A 17246-nucleotide genomic window follows, 5' to 3' on the forward strand; every position below is an offset into this window, starting at 1 on the left:
GATCCCCATCCGCTCAGCGACTCCCACAGCCGCCTTCCGGAAGTGTAGCAGGTGCCGGTTTCGCAGTGCACAGGATCACATGGAACTATGGATGCCGCAGCGATCGCGCGCACAGGGGGAAAGGGGATGCTCGTGGCGACAGGGGTCACGGTCATCGTGCCGACCTTCAACGAGCGTGACAACGTCGTGGAACTGGTCGCGCGCACCGCGTCGGCTCTCGCGGACTACGACGTCGAGATCCTCTTCGTCGATGACAGCGCCGACGACACCGCCGCCGAGGTCGAACGCGTGGCGGCGGACGCTGCGGTTCCCGTGCGGGTGATCCACCGCACCGAGAACACCGGCGGCTTGGGCGGCGCGGTGGTCGTGGGGTTGCGCGCGGCGGCATCCGACCTGTGCATCGTCATGGACGGCGACCTGCAGCATCCGCCCGAGCTCCTGCCCGCGCTGCTTGCTCGGCACGCGCAGGGCGATGCCGATGTCGTCGCAGCGTCGCGCTACGTCGGCGGGGGCGACACCAGCGGTCTCGGCACGGCGGTGCGGTTCGGCGTCTCCCGCGCTGCGACCTGGCTCACGCGAGCGATGTTCCCGATCCGTCTCGCCCGCAGCACCGACCCGATGACCGGGTTCTTCCTCGTCGACAGGGGCCGTCTCGACCTCGGGTCGCTCAAGCCGCAGGGCTTCAAGATCCTGCTCGAGATCCTCGCGCGCACGGATCTGCGCATCGCCGAGGTGCCCATGGAGTTCGCCGAGAGACGGCACGGCACCTCGAAGGCGAGCCTGCGTCAGGGGGCGACGTTCGCCGCCCATCTGGCCCGCCTCAGGTTCGGCAAGATGTCTCTCTTCGCGATGATCGGTGCGATCGGCGCCGTCGCCAACCTTGGGATCATGTGGGCGCTCACGGCTCTCGGCGTCCCTTACATATGGGCGGCGATCATCGGAGCCGAGGTCACCATCATCGGCAACTTCATCCTGCAGGAGAAGTTCGTCTTCGCCGACATGCGCACGGATGCCAGGGGGCTCGGAGGCCGTTTCGCCGCGTCCTTCACGTTCAACAACGTCGAGGCGGCCCTGCGCATCCCCGTGATGGCGCTGATGGTCGAGACCTGGCACATCTCGAGCGTGCTCGCGACGGGCCTGTCGCTCATCGTCGCGTTCTTCGCGCGCTTCCTCTTCCACTCGCTCGTCGTCTATGCACCGGCACGCCGCGGGCGCACAGAAGCGGCGGTGTCCGAGCCGAAGCCGGACACCGCCGCGATCCGTGTCCTCCGCGCGATAGACGCCGAGGCGATGAAGCCGGGAGAGCTTTAGCGCAGCTGAGCGCTCAGCTCCGACCACGGAGCGTCGACCGCATGGGGTGCGACCCGTGACAGGTAGCCCATGATGCGGATGCCGTCTCCTGTCGCGGCGGTGGCGCCGCCGGCCGCGCTGAGCTGCCAGTCGGGTTCGTTGGCGTCGGCCGCCCACGCCTTGGCGAGCACGCTGCCGTCGACGACTCGGATCGAGACGCGCACGTCCTCACCGGGCTCGTACGATCCGCGGGGCGCCACGACGGCGTCTTCGAGGACCTCGGTCTTGTTCGCCGTGACCTTCGCAAGGGTCAGGCGGATGCTGCCCGAGGCCTTGAGGGTGACGGTCGCGCGGTAGCCGTTCTTGCCGTCGTCCGACGAGAGGGCCTGCAACGAGTGGTACATCACGCCGGTGCCGAGGTTCTCGGGAACCGTGAACGTGACGGAACCCTCGGTGCCCTCGGTGTCAGCACCCTCGTAGTCGTGACGGATTTCCTGACCCGGACGCAGGGCGAAGGTTCCGGCCTCGTCCGCCGGAGGCTCGACGACCGGCGGCTGAGGTGCGGGCTCGACGACGGGCGGCTGAGGTGCGGGCTGCACGACCGGCGGCTGAGGTGCGGGCTGCACGACCGGCGGCTGAGGTGCCGGCTGCACGACGGGCGGCTGAGGTGCCGGCTGCACGACCGGCGGCTGAGGAGCGGGCTGCTGCTGCTCGCCCGGCTTGGCCATGCGCCAGATCTTCAGAGTCTCGAGCCTCATCTGGCCGCCCTTCCACCCGGAGGCGGGGAGCCCGATGCCGCAACCCGGGTCGACCAGCGGGCAGCCGATCTGCAGAGTCACGCGCGGGTACCAGGTCGCGCCGGGCCGCTCGAAGATGGCGTTCCAGTCGAATCCCGGGCGCACGTCGTCCGGTCCTGCGTCGAGCATGACGTGACCGTCGACGCTGATCACGATGCGGTTCGGTGTCTTCTCCATGACGTATGTGTGCACGCCCGTCGGGTTGGAGTTGGGCAGCTGCTCCCAGCGCACCGAACCCTGCAGGCTGCGGTGCGTCGGGCCGTACTCGTTGTGCAGCGTGGCGGCGGGGCGCGCGTCGTCGCCGAAGACCTCCATCAGGTCGATCTCGCCGTGGGCGCTGTCGAGCGGCCGCAGCCACATGAGCGCGGGCCAGAGCCCGGGACCGAAGGGCACCGAGCCGGTGACCTCGACACGGGAGTAGTTCGGGATCTCGATGTCGAGACCCTTCGCGTCACCCGAGGTGAACGCGGCGTCGCCGCGAGATTCTGCGGCGCCCCGGACGGTCAGTCCGGACGCACCGAACGAGACGTTGCCGGGGATGTCGTACGACGAGGTGTTCGCCGCCCGACCGGTCTCGAGAGTCCATCGGCTGGCGTCGGACAGATCGACGTCCTCCTGATGGATCCAACCGGGTAGATCTTTGTCATCGGCGGCGGTGGCCGGAGCCCCGCCGAGAAGGGAAATGGTGAGAACGGCTGCGCCGAGCGCAGCAAGAGACGTCTTTCGGGAGATGCTCATATTTCGGAAAACTCATTCCGTCGGACCCCCTCCGCGGAAAAATAACGCTTTCATCACAGCATGACCTGATCGTCGCGGTCAAATCTCGACTGAGCCATATAACAATATGCCGGACTGCTGGGTATTCCCTCGAAGGAATTCAGACGCGGATGTCGGCGGCGGGCGACAGGACCACCGCGCCTGCGGGCACGTCCTTGAAGACCACGGCATTCGGTCCGATCCGGGCGCCGGCGCCGACGGTCACCGCGCCGATGATCACGGCGCCGACACCGATCTCGACGCCGTCCTCGATCGTCGGGCAGTCGTCGGAGGTCTTGCGGTTGCCGAGCGTCACGCCCTGACGGATCATGACACCCGCGCCGATGCGACTCGCGGGATTGACCACGACCCCGACGCCATGACGAAGCCGGAGTCCCGGGCCCACGTGAGTGCTCACCGGGAGCTCGATGCCCATGAATCCCTCGGTCGCCACTTTGTAGGAGCCGCCGACGATCAGGAACATGATGCGCGCGAGCGGGCCCCTCTCGGCACGCCATCGCTGGGCGCGGCGGAACCACCGGAGTATGAAGCGGCTCTTCGGGTACGACGCGTTCGCACGTCGATCGGCGGCGACGGCTGCGCGATACGCCTGCCGCGGGGTCGCCGGCGGCGAGGAAGGGACGGACGGAGCTGCGGTGTCGCCCGCTTCGTGTCGCACGCGATTCGCGAGCCACGCCCGCCTTTCCGCGAGCTTGCGGCGCAGTGCGCGCTGCGCGGGCTGCGAGTGCGCCTGGAGCGCGTGGCCGAAGTCGTCGGCGAAACGGTCGACCTCCGCCAGCTTCTCCGCACCGGTGCGGCTGTCGTCGATCGAGAGCGAGGTGATGCGGACCGCGGGCGACCCGAGCAGCCGCTCGGCCAGCGCGGAATACGCCTCGGCGATCTCGGGGTTCTCCCACGACGACCGACGCCACTCGGCGGAGGCGGTGACCTGTCCGGGATGCACGCGGTAGGCGAGGCCGGGAAGTGCGAGCCGCTGCAGGCGCATGCCGCGGGCCGCCATCCGCAGCCAGAGGTCGTAGTCCTCGGTCGGGATCTCGCGATACCCGCCCGCATCCACCACCGCCGAGCGCCGCCCGAGGAAAGTGGAGTGCGCGACAGGGTTGGTTAGCAGCAGGTGCATGCCGAAGTCGTCGGGTGAGATGCCCGAGGGCCTCGGCACTCCGGGCAGTCCTGATCCCCAGGTCACGACGGTGCTGAAGACGCCGTCGGCGCCCCGGTCCACCGCATGCAGCTGGCGGCGGAAGCGACCGGGGAGCACGATGTCGTCGGCATCCATCCGTGCGACGAAGTCGCTGTCGGTCGCGTCGAGCAGGTCGTTCAACGTCGCGGCGACTCCCCGGTTCGGGCGCGAGAGCACTCGCACTCGGGGGTCGTCGACGGAACGCGCAGCATCCGCCGTGCCGTCGACGCTGCCATCGTCGAGGATCACCACCTCGGCGTCACGCGGAAGCGCGCGCACCGTCGATCGGACCGCGGATTCGATGGTGTCCGCCGCGTTGTGGGCCGGCACGATCACGGACAGGCGCGGCATCTACATGCCTCTGCCGCGCTTGTTCAGCGCCGACACCACGCGTTCGCCCGAGACGAGGCCCATGCCGACGACCATCGCGAGATAGGCGCGCGGCTGGCGGACGTCGTGTCCGATCGCGCGTCGGGCCCAGGACCGTGCGCGGGGCCTGTCGCCCAGTGCACCGTGCGCGAAGGCGATCTGGCCCTCGATCCGGGCCTGGCCCTCTCCGCTGCGCACGAACTCCGGGTGCTTGGCGAGGAGGTAGCTCAGTCCGTCGGCGATGCCCTGCCACTTCTCGCTGAAGTACGAGGTGCGGTCCCAGTGGATGATGGTGTGGGCCTCGGGAACCGCCACCACGCGGCCGACCTTCGCGGCGCGCAGCAGCAGGTCGTAGTCCTCGCCGTACGAGGCGGGGAGCTCTTCGTCCACGAGACCGATGGCACCGCGGAGGGCAGCGGCGCGCACGACGAACGAACTCGGATGCAGCTCGGTGATGCGCGAGCGGAGCAGGTCGTCGAGGGTCACCGAAGACGGCGAGAGTCGGGCGTGCGTGCCTCCGGCGGAGTGGATCTCGATGCCGGTCGCGGCGAGCACGACCTCCTCGTCGTCGAACAGCGGCAGCTGTGCCTCGAGCTTGCTCGGCTTCCACTCGTCGTCGTCGTCGCAGAACGCGACGAGATCGGCGGTGGCCTCGAGGATCCCGGTGTTCCGGGCTCCCGCGAGACCGGGCGTGCGAGCGTTCTTGACGGCGCGCAGCGTGTGCGGCCCTCGATCCAGGTCCGTCAACTCGTCGATGTCGGTGCCGTCATAGACGAGCACGACCTCGATCGGCTGGACCTCGTGCTGCGCGAAGACGGACGCGACCGCGCGTCGAAGCAGCTGCGGGCGATTGCGCGTCGCCATGACGACGCTCACTAGCGGTTGCACCATTGACTCCCCAAAGTCTGGTAGATAGCCGCACTTCCCCAAAAGTGCGATCGGTTCATCCTAGCGGAGGGGTGCAGGCGGGGACAATGACGTGCTGCGCAGCTCCCGCATGGCCAGAGCGGCCGCGGGGAAGGTGAGGATGAGGCCGTTCGGCAGCACACCGTAGAAGAAGATCTCGACGATGATCACCAGCTGAACGGTGTTGAGGATCATCAGAGCGGTGTTGCCGGTGCGGATCGTCGCGAAGAACATCCACACGAGCGCGGCGACGAAGCAGATCAGTGCGGGGAAGCCGTGCGAGAACATCACCATCCAGAGGTGCCCCTGCGTGCCCGCCGAGGGCGCGCCGTCGGTGAACGACGGGCGGGGCGCGCCGTATCCGAAGAGCGGCGACTGGAGCGTGCGCACGAACGTCTCCTCGTACAGGTTCGCCCTGTCTTCGGTGGACGAGCTCGTCTCGACCCGGTCGGTGAGCTTGCTGCCGATGTCGAGAGCGACGGCGGCAGCGCCGGCGATCACTCCTATGACGCTGAGGAAGAGGACCGCGCGCAGCTTGCCGGCCAGAGCGAACCGGAAGAAGAGATAGGCCGCGGCGACGGCGAGGCCGATGAACATGCCGCGATTGAGAGTGAGGAAGGCCGGGATGAGCGAGAGCGGGATGGCGAGCACGATCAGCCAGAACCGCCGTCCCCGCGGGATCACGGTCAGGTACGCGACCACCATCGGCAGGGTGATCGAATACACGTTCCCCCATCCGTTCGTGTAGAGGAACGGCGCGGACGGGCGCGGATCCAGCGCCAGCCAGCTGTCGGGGTTGTACTGCGTGAGCCGCCGCACGACCATCTCGCCGATCAGCTCGTTGGCCTGCAGGCCCTGCGGCAGGACGTACCCGAGCGGCGTGCGGAACGAGAACTCCGGTGCCGCGATGCCGGCGAATCCGCCCAGCACCGCCCAGAGCCAGAAGAGCGTGAACACACCCAGCACGTAGCGCAGGGTCAGCGTCTCGCGGGCGTTGTACACGTAGACGAAGACCACCGTGATCACGACGTACAGCAGTGCGCGGTAGACGAATCCGATCAACCGCCCCGAAGTGTCGACGCCGATGACCGAGGCACACATGAGCACGACGAAGAGCAGCCAGATCGCGAAGCCCCGCGGCACCTGGATCCCGCCCCGGCGCACCATGAGGACCACCATGCATGCGGCGAGTGGGATCCACGCCATCTCGGCGAAGCCGAGCACCCACCACAGCGGGAAGAACGCGAGCATCGCCGTGAACGGCCACCGGGGCAGTTCGCTGCGAAGGGTGCCCGCAGGGGGCGTGAGCGATCGTGCTCCGCCCGCCAGTGCGATGTGCGAGTTCACCCGTCCTCCATGTCCCCAGGGTTCGCCCCTAGGATAGGCGCACAGGCTGTTATGTAGGCGGAAACTCTGGGGACGACTCCGCGGCAGTGTGAAGGCGAGGGGGATTCGTCCATGGATGACAACGATCAGGCAAACTCGGCGACTCTGGGATTCGAGCACTACGTGTTCGTGCTCAGGCGGCAGTGGCGGCTGCTCGTCGTGACCACGGTGCTCGGTGCGCTCGCCGCCGTCGGATATCTGTTGATCGCTCCGCAGACGGTCACGGCGACCACGACCATCAACCTCAACGTCATCACGACCGAGCCGTTCAGCGCGCAGCGCGCCGCCTCCGGCCTTCTCGACGACGCGACCGAGACGGCGATCGCCCGCTCGCACGTCGTGGCGTCGCGGGCGGCCGACCTCCTCGAGGGCGACGCGTCGGCGAGTGAGATCCGCAGCGCCTCGACCGTCGCGACCTCCTCGGGTGCCGCTGTCGTCACCGTGGACTACGACGCCCCGACGGCTGCCGCCGCGGTGCGAGGGGCGGACGCCGTGGCATCCGCCTATCTGTCGTTCCGCAGCGAGCAGGCGCAGGAGCGCATCACCGTGATGGTCACCAGCCTCAACGAGCGGATCGACGCTCTCAACACGACGCTCGGCGAGGTGAACCAGCAGCTGGTCTCCGCCGCCCCGAACAGCGCCGCGTTCGCTCAGGCGACGACGCAGCGCGAGCAGATCATCACCGAGCTCGATGGACTCCTCACGCAGCGGAACGGCCTGCAGAGCGTCGACACCACCGGTGGCATCGTGCTCTCCGCAGCGGAGGACAACGAGCTCGCCGTCGCTCCGGGGCGCACGGTGACCCTGCTCACGGGACTCGCAGCCGGACTCGTCGTCGGGATCATCGCCGCCTTCGTGCGGAATCCCTTCGACCGGCGCCTGCGGAACGCGTCGGAGATGACTCGGGCGCTCGGCGCACCGGTCTTCGCGACTCTCGACGCGAACCGCGAAGACGTGCCCGCGAAGGGACCGGCCGCCGACGCGCTCCGCGTGACGCGCGAGCGCCTGCTCGTCGACATCTACCTCGGCACCACGGTGCTCGTGATCGACGCGACCCACTCTCACGAGACCTCGCCGACTGCCGTGAACCTCGCCATCGTGACCGCCCAGGTCGGACACGATGTGCAGCTGATCGTTCCCGCGGGAAGCGACGAGTTCCGCGCGCATCTGGCGAACGCGCTCGAGCTGCAGGAGACCGAAGGCGGCACGGCCGTCTCGGCGACCGTGCCGACGCTGCGGGTCTTCACCGCATCCGACTCCGGCGACGAGCGCCAGGGAGACCTGCTCCTCACGGAGCAGACGCACGCCGCCATCGCCGGCGCCGGCGACGAGACCCTCACCTTCCTCGTGCTGCCGTCGTCCGCGCATCCTGCGAGCATCCTCGCGGGGCTGCGACTGTCGCAGTCGGTGGTGGTCGTCACCCGCGAGCACGACACCACGACGACCGAGATCCGCTGGCTGAGGGAAGAGGCGGAGGCGATCGACACTCCTGTGCTGGGCGCCGTCGCAGAACGCCGCATACGTCACGGTCGACGCGAGGCGGCCGGCATCAGCTGGCCGTTCCCGACCCGGAGCGAACGCGGAACCGCCGCCCGCGCGAATGCACGAGCGGCGGCCAAGGTCGAGGTCGGGGCCGACTCCTGAGAGTCAGCGCGCCGCGAGCTTGCGGTACTTGCGTCGCATCGACGCTGCGGAGTGCACGGTGTTGATGACGAAGAGCACACCGTAGACGACGGCGAACAGCGGGGGAGCGGCCCAGAACACGAAGCTCCAGCACAGCACGCCGGTATCGGTGGGCGCCAGCAGCAGCGACTTGCGTGTGCCGGACGCCTCTGCCGCCTCGCCACCCGTGTTGCGCACCAGCTGCTCGGCGAGGATCTGGCTCATGAACTGCCCCACGCTCATCAGCGTGAACAGGACCGCGATCACCGCGAGCCAGATCAGGTCGGGCCGGTGCAGGAGAACGGCGACGGCGACGGTCAGGTGGATCGCAGGGGTGCGGATCGCGTCGACGACGTGGTCGAGCCACTCGCCGGCAGGGCTCGACGCACCGGTGAGTCGAGCGACCTGGCCGTCGGCCGAGTCGAACACATAGCCCGCGGCGAGAAGCGCACCCGTCGCGAGTGCGGACCACCAGACGGGCTCGACGACGATCATGATCGCCAGGCCGACCGCCGAGAGGCCGGCGCTGATCATCGTGACCGCGTTGGGCGAGAGCCCGAGGGCCGCCGCCGATGCGGCGACCCCTCGGGCCAGTCGACGATTGACCCACCGCGTGTAGGCGGGCACGCCCGCCCCGCTCTTCTGAGCGCGGTTGAGGTCGGCGAGGTGATCGCGGAAGCCCGGTCGGGGGCGAGCGGCCACCTCTGTCACGATGCCACCGCCGAGAGCTCGAAGCTGTGGCTCGGGGTCGACCGGTAGTTGGAGTGGACCTCCACCGCGATCACGTTGGTGCCCACCTGGAAGGCGGATGCCGGAACATCGAACACCAGTGGCGTGCCCACCGCGGCCGAGGCCGAGACGGCGGCGTTCGCATAGGTGCCCTGTGTAACGGGGCCGGCGTTGAGGTTCTTGCGAGCGACCTCGACTCCGTTCACGTACACGACGACCCCGTCATCGGCCCGGGTCGTCACGGTGACCTTCGTGAAGTCCACCGCGGTGAGCGTCACGGGCTGACGGTAGTAGCTCGTGATCGGTCGCGGTGAGAGCGTCGTGTCGAGCGGAGTCGCGAGTCCGGTGTGGCCCCAGCCGAACGCCCCGGCTCCGGTGGCCCACGATGCGGCGTCGAAGTCGACGGCCGCCCAGTTCGCGGGTGTCGCGTCGTTCGTGAACCGGTATGCCCACGTCGATCCGGCAGCGACCACCGAGGTCACGGCGGGCTCGGGCTCGGGTTCGGGCTCCGGGTCCGGCGCGGGCGGCGTCGGCTGCGTGCCGATCGTCGCGATGGCCTCGAGCTCGAAGCTGTGGCTCGGGGTCGAGCGGTAGTTCGAGTGCACCGATGCGGTGATCACATTGACCCCGCTGGTGAACAGGTACCCGGGCACCGTGACGACCTGCGGATTGGCCACCGCTGCTGCGGCGCCGACCGCTGCGGTCGCGTACGTCCCGACACCGGCGGTGACGCCGTCGGTGACGTTCTTGCGCAGCACCTCCGTGCCGTTGACGTACAGGACGATGCCGTCGTCGGCCCTGGTCGTGATCTTGACGGACTCGATGGTCGAGGCATCGGCGATCTGGAATGCGTGCCGGTAGAACGACGCGAGCGGCTTGGGCGTGACGGTCGTGGTCAGCGTGGTCCCGAGGGTCGGCTGACCCCATCCGAGAGGCGCTGCGCCGGTCTGCCACGCCGAGCTGTCGTACGCGGCCGTGGTCCACGGACCCGTCGGCCCGGTCGCGTCGTACACGTAGGACCAGGTCGAGCCCGCTGCGACGAGCGTCGCGGAGGCCGGCTGCGGGGGCGGCGTGGCCGCCGTGACCCCGGCCGTCGATGCCGAGGCGTTGCCCCGGGCGTCGATGGCCCGCACGAAGTAGAGCGTGCCGGCGGGCGCCGCCGGAAGCGCGGCGGTCGTACCCGTGACCGTGGCGACCACGCGATCGTGGCGCAGCACCTGGTAGGCGGTGACGCCGCGGTCGTCCGTCGATGCGCCCCAGGTCAGGGCCACGCCGTCGGCGGTGGCGTTGGCGGTGAGATTGGCGGGGGTCGAAGGAGCGACCGTGTCGCGCTGGGCGTGGCGGACGAAGCCACCCGACCACTGCCGGATGTACCCGGTTCGTGTCGAGTAGGTCCAGTCGCCGCCCTGCCACAGGGTGCCCGTCGAATCCACGAACAGGGCCCACGAGCCCGCTCCGCGGTTCGTGTCGAAGTCGCCGTTGAAGCTCGGGATGCGCTCGCCGGTCGTGGCGCTCCAGGCGCCGGAACCGTACACCGCGTTCGCCGACGTCCAGGCCGTGCCGATCGGGTTCCACGTCGTGGATCCGTCGTACTGCGTCTCGAAGCAGTGGCATCCGCCGTAGACGGCGTTCCCGTCGGTCGCGATCGCCTGGAAGTCGCCACCGGCGTTTCCGACCGACGAGCTGACGAGCGTGAGTGCGTCGCGGGAGTAGCTGAACAGCGAGTGCTCAGACCCGCCGAGCCACACCTTGTCGCCCACCTCGAGCACGGCCTGCTGGTAGCCGGTGCGTCCCGCGTTGCGGTTCGAGAAGACGACCGCCCAGGGCAGGAGGTCGGTGTTCGCCGACGACATGGCCGCCGCCTTGTCGGCCGGGCGCGACTTCGACGTCGAGAAGAAGCCGGCGAAGTACACGCGGTCGCCGCGCGCCGAGGCATCGACGCTCATGACGGTTCCGTTGAACTCCGGGTTCCAGGTGCCGTCGGGAGCTCCCGTCGTCAGGTTGAAGCGCGCGGCGCCGCGAGTGTAGCTCTGCGCGGAGGTGCCGCTCGCGGAATGCGTGAACGTGCCGGCCACGTAGAGCCAGCCGTCCTGCACGTCGAGCGTGCGCACCACGGGGACCCCGCCGCTGAGCGCGTTGATCAGGCGTCCCGTGAAGCTCGGATCGATCTCGCCTGTCGTGGCGTTGAGCACCACCAGGCCGGCGACGTTCTGCCCGTTGACCTGGGTGAAGTAGCCGCCCACAGCGAGCCTGTTGCCGGGAAGCGCGGCGAGTGCCTTGACCTGGTTGTTGAAGGTCGGGCGGAACGTCGGGATGAACTCGGCCGAGTCGCGCTGGAACGCCGCGAGATAGGCCTGCGGCTGCGCGCTTCCGCCGCCCGCGGTCTTCTGCACGGTGGTGAAGTTGCCTCCCGCGAACACGGTGCCGCCGATCTCGGCGAACGCCGAGACCTCATTGCTGCCCTCGATGCTGGCAGGGCCTGCGCCGAGGCCGGCCACGCCCCAGTTCTGCACCTGCGCGAAGCTGTCGACCACGGCCTGGTTCGCGATCGCGGGAGTACCCGACGCGGCGATCGGCGTGAACGACGCGGTCGAGATCTGCGGGCGGATGAACACCTGCGTGAAGGGTCGCGCGTATCCCGTGTTGGTGTCCTTCGACCACAGGAAGCTCGTCGAGGCGGGGTTTCCGCGAATGTTGCTGCCGAAGCCGAAGCCCATCGCATAACCCTCGGTGGAACCCGTGATGGTGCGCACGCGGTTGTAGTTGTTGTCGGAGCCGAAGTTCGACGTCTGCCCGCCCGTGCGCGTGGTGATTCCGATCTTGTACTGCGCCACGCGCTGCTCGTTGTTGAACATCCAGGTCCACTTGTCGCGCGGGCTGGAGAACGTGAAGGTCAGGTCCTGCCACGTCGTGCCTGCCTGGTTGGTGGCCCGGACCAGGCGGATGCCCTCGGCGAGGTTCTTGATCGGCTGGTTGTTGTTGAGCTGGTCGATCAGCTCACCCGACAGCTGCCGCGGCGTGAAAGCGGCCGTGCCCGTGACGTTCGTGCGGACCTGCTCGGGCGAGCCGGATCCGTTGGTCGACGTCGACCATGCCTCACGACCACGCCCGACGAGCAGCCACCCGCCGCCGTTGGTCGTCTGGTCGCAGTAGAACTGGTCGGCGGTGACCATGGCCTCCGTCTTGAGCCAGTACACGCCGTCGGCGGCCTGCGGGTTGCGCTGCTTGATCTCCCAGCACGACGCCGCTGCGGTGATCTCCGTCAGGCCGTCGGCCGTCGGCAGCGGGGTCTCGGCGGCGCTCGCCGCCGAGACGGGCACGAACATCGCCGCGATCGAGAGAGCGGCCGTCGCTGCGGCGACGAGGAGGCGGCCCGTGCGGCGGGTCGGCGTGGTGGTCATTTCATGGCGCCTTTCGTGGGCGACGGAGGTCAGCATGTCGGATCGTTCGGGAAACTGTGGCTGGCGATGCGCCAGATGTCGTCGTCGCCCTGGACCAGGGTGAAGAGGTGCAGGGCGCGCGGCATGGTGGCGGACTCGTCACCGATGCGATCTCCGTTCGCGTCGAGGATCGCCACCGCGGACGAGTCGATGCACGCGGTGATCTCGGCTGTCGCCGGATCGGCCTCGGCATCGACCGCGGTGACGTCGCTGGACACCAGAGTCGGCTCGCCCGTGATCGTCCAGCCCTGGGAGACGAGCTCCTGCCACTGGGCCTCGATCTCGGCCGCGTACGCGTCGACCGCGACGTCCTTGAGCAGAACCGCGAGATCCTCCGAGGTGCCCACGGTGCTGATCGGGGCAGCCAGAGCCGTCTCGACCGTGACCAGCGCTGCATCGTCGTCGAGCTCGCCGTCGACCGTGGGTGGCGCCGCCGGTGCGGGCGTCGCCGTCACGGTCGGACTCGGAGCCGGAGTCGGCGAGGTGCTCGCCGACGTGTCCGATCCGGCACCGCCGCCGGATCCGGCGTCAGGAGCACTGCCCCCGCCGCCCGAAGCCGCGACCCCGTATGCGGTGATCGCGCCGAGCGCGACGACAGCCGCGACGGCGAGTGAAATCCATAAAGCCTTGCGCCTGCGCGCGACAGGCGTCGCTAAAACGTCCCCAGACATCCCCTATATCCCCAATTAGTAGTTGCTCGTCCCACCGAGCGGGCTTCATCGTGCAAAGAGACGAGAAGCTTCCCCAGGCGCAGAATATCACACGGCGTGAATTCCCCACCAGTACTTTCTCGACGCCTATCCGGAGGGCCTCCGCAGCTCGTCGAGATGCAGCCTGCGCCGGTCGAGACGGCACCAGGCGAGGAACAGCAGCGCACCCGCCGCAGCGGCCGCGAAGAGGCTGAGCCAGGTCGCCCCCAGGGTCAGCCGCAGTGCGAGGGACGGCACGCCGAACGTGATCAGCGCGACGATCAGCGGGTAGAGGCCCGGCACGGGAGAGACTCTGAGACCCAGCACGACGCGCACCTGCACCGAGGCGAGGGCGGCGTCGATCGCACAGGCCGCCGCCCAGGCGACAGCCGCTCCGGTGATGCCCCAGATCGGCACGAGCAGGTAGATGAGTGCCACATTGACGGCCACCGCGATCGCCTTGTTCATGGCCGCGAGCCCACTGCGGCCGCTCATGAGGAGCACCGAGTGGATGTTGCCGGCCAGGAACGTCACCACGGAGCCGATCGCCATGACGACGAGCACGGGCTCGCCGTCGGCGAACGAACCGCCCAGAAGCGAGAGCGCGACGGGTGCGAAGACCGCGAGCAGCACGTAGACGGGCGTGCTGAAGAGGACGAGCCACACGGTCGCCGTGCGGTACACGCTCTCGAGCCCCGACCTGTCGTCGCGGTGCAGCATCTTGCTGAACATCGGCGAGACCACGACCCGCAAGGCGGTGTCGACGATCATCCCGGCGGCCACGAAGCGGCTGGCCGCCCCGTACACGCCTGCGGCGGCCGGGCCGGCCAGCGCGCCCACGATGATGACGGCGAGCCAGATCAGGAGCTGCTCGAGTCCTGACGACATCACGCGCGGAAGCGCGTAGCGGATGGTGCGCGAGGGGACACCGGAGCGCAGGAACCCGGGCTGAGCCGTGCGACCGAGTCGCCGCAACTGCCACAGCATCACGACCACGGCCGCGATGGCTGCGGGAAGCAGCGGCAACGCCCACGCGAAGGCGGCTCCGACCGCTCCGGCTCCGACGCCCACGGCGACCGCGATGACGATCGGACGCAGCGTGGGCAGCAGCACGTTGCCCACGAGCACGTAGGCGGTGACCTTGCCGAGCGCCCGCGTCGCCGACAGCGCGGTCAGCATGACGGAGGCGACGGGGAGGAACCATGCGATCGAGCGGATCGCGTGTGCGACGTCGTCTCCGGGGTTCTGCGCCTCGACGACCAGCGCTCCGGCGAACAGGACGCCCGCGCACACGAGGCCCGCGATGGCCGACACCAGTACGAGGAAGGCGCCGGTCGGACGCAGCATCGCCCGCTCGTCGTCGAGCTGGCGCGGCAGGATCCAGATCGCGGCCGAGTCCATCCCGAAGCGGGCCACGCCCAGTGCGATCGTGAAGGCGCCGACCGCCTGCAGCACCACACCCGAACCGGCGTCGCCGAGCAGGCGACCGAGCACGACGATCAGCACGAGTCCCATCACGGCGCTCACGGCCGAGCCGACGAAGCTCAGCGCGCCCCCTCGAGCGAGTTCGGCGCGTGCGGTGGGAGTGCTGGTCATGCTCGCGACCTGCGGAGCCTCTGCGCGGCGACCGCAGCCATGAAGGACGGGTTGCCGAGCAGGTAGCGCTTCGCGAGTCGGCGCGGTTCGATCATGAGGCGCCAGAGCCATTCGAGTCCGGCGCGGATCATCCACTCAGGGGCACGTCGATTCGACCCGCTGAGCCAGTCGAAGAGCCCGCCGCAGGTCAGCACCGCCGGAGGAAGATGCTCCCTGTGGTCGTCGACCCAGAACTGCTGGGCCGGATCGCCCATGCCGACGAACAGGATGCGGGTTCCGTGATCGGCGATGTCGTCGAGCACCGCGGGCATCTCTGCGGGAGAGACGTAACCGTGGTGCGTGCGCAGGTTCAACCCGGGGATGCGTCCGCGCAGGATCGCCGCGGCCCGCTCGGCCACGCCGTCGGCGGCGCCGAAGAAGTAGACCGGTATGCCCTCGGCTGCGGCTGAGCGCAGCAACGGCTCGGCCACGTCCGTCGTGGCGAGTCGCTCCGGCAGATCGCCCCCGAGCAGCTTCGCCGCCCAGACCACGGATTGGCCGTCGGCGTAGGCCACGCTCGAGCTCAGGAGGCGACGGAACCGGTCGTCGGTGCGAGCCAGGTTGCACACGTGCGCGTTGACCCCCACGGCGACCTGGGTGCTCTCGCCCGCCGACATCGCGAGCACGCGCTGGATCAATGTCGCTTCGGTGAACGACTCCACGCGCACGCCGGTGATGTCGACGGACATCGTCTCGTCGATCGAGTTCCTGTCACTCATCCGCTCAGTATGCCCCGCTGGGCTGCACCATGACCTTGGCAGTGCGCCACATGATCTGCAGGTCGTTCATCACGGACCAGTTCTCGACGTAGCGGAGGTCGAGCCGCACGCTCTCGTCCCACGACAGGTCGCTTCGTCCCGAGACCTGCCAGAGTCCGGTGATGCCGGGCTTGATGTACAGGCGGCGGTACACGGTGCCGTCGTAGGCGGTCACCTCGCTGGGCAGCGGCGGACGCGGACCGACGACGCTCATGTCGCCGACCAGCACGTTCCAGAACTGGGGCAGCTCATCGAGCGAGAGCTTGCGCAGCACACGGCCGACCCGCGTCACCCGGGGGTCGTCCTTCATCTTGAAGAGGAGCCCCGCGCCCTCGTTCTGCTCCTTCAGCGCCGCGAGCTGCTGCTCGGCATCGGTCTTCATGGAACGGAACTTCACGATCTTGAAGGTGCGGCCGTCCTGTCCCACGCGCTCCTGGAAGAAGAAGAGCGGCCCGGGAGAGTCGAGCTTCACCAGGAGTGCGAGGAACGGTGTGATGAGTGCGATCGGGATGAGCGCCGCCGCGGCGACGATGATGTCGAGGGCGCGCTTGAGAAGATGGCGACCCCCCTCATAGGTCGGGATCTGCACCTGAATGAGTGGCAGGCCCTCGACCGAGGCGAAGGAGATGCGCGGGCCGGCGACGTCGGTCAGCCTGCTCGAGAGCACGAGCTCGGCGGCGGTGCCCTCGAGCTGCCAGCTCAGGTGCTTGACGAAGTCGGGGCTCCCTTCGGGGCGGCTCGCCACGATGATCGTGTCGGCCCCGAGTTCGGCGGCGACGCTCGCCACGGTGTTGACGTTGCCCAGCACCGGGAACTGCGCCCCGTCGATGTCGACGTCGCGGGCGTTGCCGTCGAGCAGCGTGGCGCCGACGACCTGGTAGCCCGACGGCCCGATCGGGTGCAGTGTTCGGACGACGTACTCGACGTCGTCCCTGTTGCCGACGACGAGCGTGCGCGAGGCGAACCGCCCTCGCGCACGCTGCGCCGTCAACCAGTGCCGCCACACCCAACGGGTGATGAGCAGCGTGAGGACACCGAACGGCAGGCCGACGAGCAGCACGAGCTGCATCGTCTGCCAACCGAGCACGACACCCAACATGGCGATGATCCCGAACGCCAGTCCGCTGGCGTGCGCGACGCCGCGGTACTCGGTCGCACTGGCGCGGAACAGTGCTGCATCACGTGTATGCAGAGCGCTCAGCATCAGAAACCACAGTGCCGCCAGCGGGACTCCGGTGCGCAGGGCCTCTTCCCCCGCGACACCGGTGACCATCTGGACCGCTGCGGTGATCGCGACGGCGAACAGGATGACCCCAGCATCCGTGATCCGCAGTCGCCTCCGATAGCGCCGTTCCCACTGTCTGCGTCGCTCCAGGGTCGCCGACGCGCGCGGCGTGACCGCCGTGTGCGTGGTCGGCCTGGTGGCTCGCGGTGCGGCGATCGGCGCGAATACCGACCCCGTTCGAGTGATGCTCATGGCATCCTCTACGGAGGTCATGCCGAAGCCCCTTGAGCCGTGCAGGTACGCAGAATTCCCCAGTGCGCCATGTGTATCCCCAGTTTTCCCCAGACCAGGGACCCCACGTCCCCAGCGTCGTCCGCATCCCGACCCCTCGGGTCCTGCATGC

At 68.9% G+C, this 17246-nt stretch carries 12 protein-coding genes; 2 read left to right on the forward strand and 10 right to left on the reverse strand.

Going from position 1 to position 17246, the window contains the following annotated elements:
* Positions 1-87 precede the first annotated feature (87 nt).
* Positions 88-1311 (forward strand): glycosyltransferase, encoded by a 1224-nt coding sequence (locus RWO82_RS05355; protein ID WP_314424363.1) that lies wholly within the window; start codon positions 88-90, stop codon positions 1309-1311.
* Here RWO82_RS05355 and RWO82_RS05360 read toward each other — a convergent pair.
* From RWO82_RS05360 to RWO82_RS05375, 4 genes are all read right to left on the reverse strand, one after another.
* Entirely contained in the window at positions 1308-2825 is a 1518-nt protein-coding gene (locus RWO82_RS05360) for a family 16 glycosylhydrolase (RefSeq protein ID WP_314424365.1), read from the reverse strand. The genes RWO82_RS05355 and RWO82_RS05360 overlap by 4 nt on opposite strands.
* Before the next feature lie 139 nt (positions 2826-2964).
* The gene (locus RWO82_RS05365) at positions 2965-4395 is read right to left on the reverse strand and encodes a glycosyltransferase (RefSeq protein ID WP_314424368.1); all 1431 of its coding nucleotides are present in this window, start codon (positions 4393-4395) and stop codon (positions 2965-2967) included.
* Complete coding sequence (locus tag RWO82_RS05370; protein WP_399540718.1) at positions 4396-5304, reverse strand: glycosyltransferase family 2 protein; 909 nt, start codon at positions 5302-5304, stop codon at positions 4396-4398. It abuts the gene before it with no gap.
* 57 nt (positions 5305-5361) lie between these two features.
* Positions 5362-6666 carry an O-antigen ligase family protein gene (locus RWO82_RS05375; RefSeq protein ID WP_314424373.1) on the reverse strand — a complete coding sequence of 435 codons (1305 nt, stop codon included), beginning with the start codon at positions 6664-6666 and terminating at the stop codon, positions 5362-5364.
* Positions 6667-6777: 111 nt separating this feature from the next.
* Here RWO82_RS05375 and RWO82_RS05380 point away from each other — a divergent pair, with 111 nt between their 5' ends.
* Positions 6778-8349 (forward strand): Wzz/FepE/Etk N-terminal domain-containing protein, encoded by a 1572-nt coding sequence (locus RWO82_RS05380; RefSeq protein WP_314424376.1) that lies wholly within the window; start codon positions 6778-6780, stop codon positions 8347-8349.
* Between the two features lie 3 nt (positions 8350-8352).
* Here RWO82_RS05380 and RWO82_RS05385 read toward each other — a convergent pair whose 3' ends face one another.
* The 6 genes from RWO82_RS05385 to RWO82_RS05410 all read right to left on the reverse strand — a co-directional run bounded on the left by RWO82_RS05385 (position 8353) and on the right by RWO82_RS05410 (position 17116).
* Positions 8353-9069: a CDP-alcohol phosphatidyltransferase family protein gene (locus RWO82_RS05385; protein ID WP_314424380.1), complete on the reverse strand. Its 717-nt coding sequence runs from the start codon at positions 9067-9069 to the stop codon at positions 8353-8355.
* Between the two features lie 5 nt (positions 9070-9074).
* The gene (locus RWO82_RS05390) at positions 9075-12497 is read right to left on the reverse strand and encodes a fibrinogen-like YCDxxxxGGGW domain-containing protein (protein WP_314424383.1); all 3423 of its coding nucleotides are present in this window, start codon (positions 12495-12497) and stop codon (positions 9075-9077) included.
* A 29-nt stretch (positions 12498-12526) separates the two neighbouring features.
* Positions 12527-13207 carry a hypothetical protein gene (locus RWO82_RS05395; RefSeq protein WP_314424384.1) on the reverse strand — a complete coding sequence of 227 codons (681 nt, stop codon included), beginning with the start codon at positions 13205-13207 and terminating at the stop codon, positions 12527-12529.
* 126 nt (positions 13208-13333) lie between these two features.
* A complete protein-coding gene (locus RWO82_RS05400) occupies positions 13334-14821 on the reverse strand; it encodes a polysaccharide biosynthesis C-terminal domain-containing protein (protein ID WP_314424387.1) in 1488 nt (495 codons plus the stop codon).
* Positions 14818-15579, reverse strand: a complete 762-nt coding sequence (locus RWO82_RS05405) for a WecB/TagA/CpsF family glycosyltransferase (RefSeq protein WP_314424390.1) — start codon at positions 15577-15579, stop codon at positions 14818-14820. The genes RWO82_RS05400 and RWO82_RS05405 overlap by 4 nt, the downstream gene beginning before the upstream one ends.
* 4 nt (positions 15580-15583) lie before the next feature.
* The gene (locus tag RWO82_RS05410) at positions 15584-17116 is read right to left on the reverse strand and encodes a sugar transferase (RefSeq protein ID WP_314424393.1); all 1533 of its coding nucleotides are present in this window, start codon (positions 17114-17116) and stop codon (positions 15584-15586) included.
* Between the last annotated feature and the right edge of the window lie 130 nt (positions 17117-17246).

Origin of the sequence: uncultured Microbacterium sp. (genome assembly GCF_963521645.1) — a bacterium.
Classification (GTDB): Bacteria; Actinomycetota; Actinomycetes; order Actinomycetales; family Microbacteriaceae; genus Microbacterium.